Raw genomic sequence first — 4,767 nt, 5'->3', positions numbered from 1 at the left:
TCTCACAAAACGGTGAAAAGCTGCAAAAGAGCGTTTTGACAATTGCTGAAGGCTGGGAGAAAAATGGACTGGTTCCCTCAGAATTTGTTGATTATCTAAAAGACGACAAGTCGGTCAGTTTCCCACTTTCAATGATTGACCGAATCACACCAAATCCTTCCGAAGCAGTTTCTGACAAATTAAAGGCAGATGGCTTTGAAGACTACCAGATTTACCACACACCAGGGCATACCAATATTGCTGCCTTCACTAACACTGAAGAAGTTCACTATTTGGTTATCGAAGACGATTTTCCAAATGGTCGACCAGCCTTGGATCAAGCAGACGGCGTTATCTTAACGGACCGCGACACGGTTAACGATGCCGATGAGATGAAAGTGACGACTTGCCTGAACCCATTGCATACCGCATTGGCCGTTAACGGCAGCCTGCTTGGTTTTAATTCAATTGCCACGGAAGTTAGTGACAAGGACATGCTTAACCTCATCAAGCAAATTGGTTACGTAGAAGGCTTACCGGTAGTGACCGATCCGAAGGTGATCAACCCTAAGACATTTATCGATCAGTTAGTTAACAAACGCTTACCGAACCCATATATTCCAGATATGCCGCAACGAATTGCTGCCGACACCTCTCAGAAGTTATCCGTTCGTTATGGAGTGACGATCCAACATTACATCGATGATCCTAAACGCGACCCTAAAGATTTACATTTCATTCCACTTGTTCTCGCAACTTGGTGCCGTTATTTGATGGCAATTGACGACCAGGGCAAGCCATTTGAACCAAGTCGTGATCCGCTATTATCTGAACTTCAACCAAAAGTTGCCGACATTAAACTTGGCGAAAAGACTGACGTTCACGCCCATTTGAAGGACATCTTATCCAACAAGAAGATCTTCGGTCATGATTTGTATGAAATTGGTTTGGGAGACGTTGTGGAAGGTTACTTCGCATCACAAATTGCAGGCGTTGGCGCTGTTCGAAAGACGCTGGAAGATACGCTTGCAAAATATGCCAAAGAAATTTAAATAAGGAGCGCAAAACATGTCATTATTGGATGATGATTTCTTATTAACAACTCCAATGGCCAAAAAGTTATTCCATGATCACGCTGAAAAAATGCCGATCATTGATTTTCATTGCCACTTGGATCCTAAAGAAATTTATGAAAACAAGAATTATAAAAATATTTCCAGAATTTGGATTAACGAAGGCAGCTTTGGTGACCACTATAAGTGGCGGCTGATGCGTGCCAATGGTGTTCCCGAGGAATTGATTACCGGTGACGGTGACGATTACCAAAAGTTCCTTGCCTGGGCCGGTACCATTGAAAAGGCACTTGGCAATCCGTTGTTTGAGTGGACCCACCTTGAACTTCGCCGATTCTTTGGAATTAATGATGTTTTCAATACCAAGACAGCCCCGGCAATTTGGGAAAAGGCCAACCAGCTTTTGGCGACTGAAGACTTTAAACCACGGAACTTGATTAAGCGGTCAAACGTTCAAGTTGTCTGCACGACTGACGATCCGGCCTCGGATTTGAAGTACCACAAGCTTCTGAAAGAAGACGAAGCTGAAAATGGCTTCAAGGTTTTACCTGCAATGCGTCCAGACAAGACGTTTAACTTAACTGCCGACGGCTATGGTGACTATCTCGATCAATTGGCCGCAGTTTCCGGTAAGAAGATTACATCGTTTAAGAGCTTGGTTGGCGCGCTTCGTCAACGCTTCGAGTACTTTGAAAGTTTGGGCGGTCACTTGTCAGATCACGGGTTGAACTTCTTTCACTTTGTTAAAGCTTCAGATGATGAACTAAACGACATTATCGATAAGGCTCGCCACAATAAGAAGCTCACCAAGACTGAAGTTGACCAGTATCAAACAATGTTAGTGGAAGCCTTGATGCACTTGAACAAAGAATTTAACTGGACGATGCAGTTCCATATGAACGTTATTCGAAATGCCAACAAGCCAATGTTCAAGAGCTTTGGTGCCGATGGCGGCTTTGACTCAATGGGAACCCAACCTGATTTGGCTCAGGAATTCATGAAGTTGTTAATGGATGCTCAGGAACAAAATGAAATTCCTAAGATGATTATCTACTCATTGAATCCAAATGACTGGATGCAATTGGCAACTGGAATGGGTGATTTCCAACAAGATGGGGTCCAAAAGCTTCAGTTAGGTGCTGCTTGGTGGTTCAATGATACGTTTGACGGCATGAAACGTCAGTTGACAATGATGGCTGAACAAAGCTTGTTACCAAACTTTGTCGGCATGTTGACTGATTCTCGCAGTTTCTTATCATACCCACGACACGAATACTTCAGAAGAGTCCTTTGCAACGTTATTGGCGAATGGGCTGAACGCGGTCAGGCACCTGACGATGAAGATTATCTTGGAAAGATTGTTGAAGATATTTCGTATAACAATGCGCATGATCAGTTCCACTTCTTTGATAAGGACTAACTGACATATTAGGAGTACGGGTAGATGCAAACAATAAAGAGCAGTTGTTTTACTGCAGAAATTGATGAACACGGGGCACAATTAACCCATCTGTATCACAATGAAGACCATTTTGACTATATTTGGAACAACCCGCTTTGGGAAAAGCATGCGCCAATTCTATTTCCAGCGATTGGCCGTTCCAACAATGATGCTTATCTGATTAACGGTCAACAATACGAAATGCCACAGCACGGCTTTGCTGGGGATCAAACCTTTGAAGTGATCGAGCATAAAAACGACCAAGTTGCTTTACTACTCAGGTCAAATGAGGTAACCAAACAATATTATCCATTTAACTTTGAGTTTACGGTGACCTTTAAGGTAACAGATGATGGTCTTCAAGTCGCATTCAACGTTGATAACAAAAGCAATGGCGATCTTTCTTACTCGCTTGGATTTCATCCGGCATTCAATGTGCCGATCAATGGCGAAGGGTCGTTCAATGATTATCGCTTGGATTTGGCACCGGCATCCGACTCACTGGATACCTATGAAATCGTCAAAAAGCCGAACCCATATCGTTCGGGGAAGGGCACCAAGCTGGTGAATTATCAAAATGGGATTGTTGACCTTGATCACAACATGTTTGACAAGGGCTTGGTCATTATTAAAAATACCGGAATCAAGACAGTTAAGCTCTATTCGGACGATACCAAGCACGCTGTTATGCTCGATGTGTCTGATTTTGACCACGTGACCCTTTGGACGAAGGAGGGGGCCAACGCACCGTTCCTATGTATTGAGCCCTTCAATGGGTTGCCGGATGTCTATGGCGACTTAGTGGAATTAGGTCAAAAAGAGGGTAACCATCACCTGAACGCAGGCGAGGCTAAGACGTATCAATGCAACATCAACCTTCATTAAAAAGGTTGACAGAAAGTACGTGTAAAACTAGTATATCAGTAGACGATTAGTCTATGATTAATAATATATAAGGAGAATTTACAATGGAATACAATATTGCAGTCGTTAATTCAAACAGTTTTGGACAGGTTTTTACCGAGCATTGGAAAGAACTGGAAGGAATTGGAAACGTTAAGCGCTTCATGCTGCCGACCGACATCGATGGCAAGTCATTAGCTGAAAAGCTTCACGGTTTTAACGTCATTATTGCCAGTGTGACCCCATTCTTCAATCAGGATTTCTTTGATAACAAGGATGAGCTTTTGTTAATTTCACGTCATGGCATCGGCTTTAACAATGTTGATTTACACGCTGCCAAGAAGCACGGCACTCAAGTTGCAATCGTGCCACAAAAGGTTGAACGGAACTCCGTTGCTGAAAATGAATTTGCCAACTTGATGGCCTTGGTTCGCCAAGTTGTTCCTTCATCAGAACGTGAACGTGCCGGCCGTTACGAGGACCGTGCCCAATTCATGGGAAATGAATTCAGTGGCAAGACCTTTGGTGTGATCGGCTGTGGAAACATTGGTAGCCGAGTTGCTGAATTGTTCAGTGTTTTTGGCGGTCCGGTTTTAGTTAATGATCCACATCCTGCCACTGAACCTGAATGGTTTACTAACAACAATGTTGAACGAGTTGATTTGGAAACGTTACTCAAGCGGTGTGACTACATTTCTTTGAATGCATCACTCGATGACACGAGTTTTCATTTGATTAACTCAAAGACCATTAAGAACCTCAAGAAGGGTGCCTACATGTGTAACAACGGCCGTGGTGCTTTGGTTGAAGAAGAAGCCATTAGTGCTGCGATTGCCTCAGGTCAACTTTCCGGCTACGCTGCCGATGCAATGGAAGTGGAACCGGTTAAAGCTGACCACCCATTCTTAAAAAACGATCGCATCTTGGTTACCCCTCATACTTCTGCCTACACTTACGAATGTCTTCACGGCATGGGCGAAAAATGTGTCAGTGACGTTAAGGCAATTGTTGCCGGCAAACGTCCAGTTCGTGAATTGACACACGCATTAGACGACTAACGGCCAACTCGGCTCAAAGTCGCAGTGCACGTTAACGTAACATTGAAGCTGAAACGGAGATTATTATGGACTATATTATTGGAATTGACGTTGGGACCACAAGTACCAAGGCGTTAATTTATGATACCGACGGAAATATATATGGTAAGGCCAACAAGGGTTATCCACTATATCAAGATACACCTGATATGGCCGAGGAAGACCCGGACGAAATCTTTAATGCCACGGTGTCGGCAATGCAGGAAGTGGTTGCCAAAGCCAACATTTCCGATGGTAAAGTGATCGCAATTTCTTGGTCTGCCCAACAACATAG

4 protein-coding genes and 1 pseudogene are annotated in these 4,767 nt (G+C 43.6%); all 5 read left to right on the top strand.

Annotated features, from left to right (window positions below; translation table 11 throughout):
* A pseudogene (locus AB3112_RS08315) lies at positions 1–1,031 on the top strand (mannitol dehydrogenase family protein); the annotation flags it as partial.
* Positions 1,032–1,047: 16 nt separating this feature from the next.
* The gene (gene uxaC / locus AB3112_RS08310) at positions 1,048–2,472 is read left to right on the top strand and encodes a glucuronate isomerase (protein ID WP_084998299.1); all 1,425 of its coding nucleotides are present in this window, start codon (positions 1,048–1,050) and stop codon (positions 2,470–2,472) included.
* Between the two features lie 24 nt (positions 2,473–2,496).
* Positions 2,497–3,378, top strand: a complete 882-nt coding sequence (locus AB3112_RS08305) for an aldose 1-epimerase family protein (protein ID WP_301518020.1) — start codon at positions 2,497–2,499, stop codon at positions 3,376–3,378.
* A gap of 83 nt (positions 3,379–3,461) precedes the next feature.
* Positions 3,462–4,454 carry a D-isomer specific 2-hydroxyacid dehydrogenase family protein gene (locus AB3112_RS08300; RefSeq protein ID WP_084974174.1) on the top strand — a complete coding sequence of 331 codons (993 nt, stop codon included), beginning with the start codon at positions 3,462–3,464 and terminating at the stop codon, positions 4,452–4,454.
* 65 nt (positions 4,455–4,519) lie between these two features.
* On the top strand, positions 4,520–4,767 hold a 248-nt coding region (locus AB3112_RS08295; protein ID WP_367334277.1), incomplete at its 3' end, for an FGGY family carbohydrate kinase.

The sequence above is a fragment of the Lentilactobacillus sp. genome (assembly GCF_040773105.1).
Classification (GTDB): domain Bacteria; phylum Bacillota; class Bacilli; order Lactobacillales; family Lactobacillaceae; genus Lentilactobacillus; species Lentilactobacillus parabuchneri.
This window is presented reverse-complemented; position numbering and strand designations above follow the sequence as displayed.

Coding starts and splice junctions, on each gene's coding strand:
- uxaC (WP_084998299.1), top strand. CDS start 1,048: ATGTCATTATTGGATGATGATTTCTTATTAACAACTCCAATGGCCAAA.
- AB3112_RS08305 (WP_301518020.1), top strand. CDS start 2,497: ATGCAAACAATAAAGAGCAGTTGTTTTACTGCAGAAATTGATGAACAC.
- AB3112_RS08300 (WP_084974174.1), top strand. CDS start 3,462: ATGGAATACAATATTGCAGTCGTTAATTCAAACAGTTTTGGACAGGTT.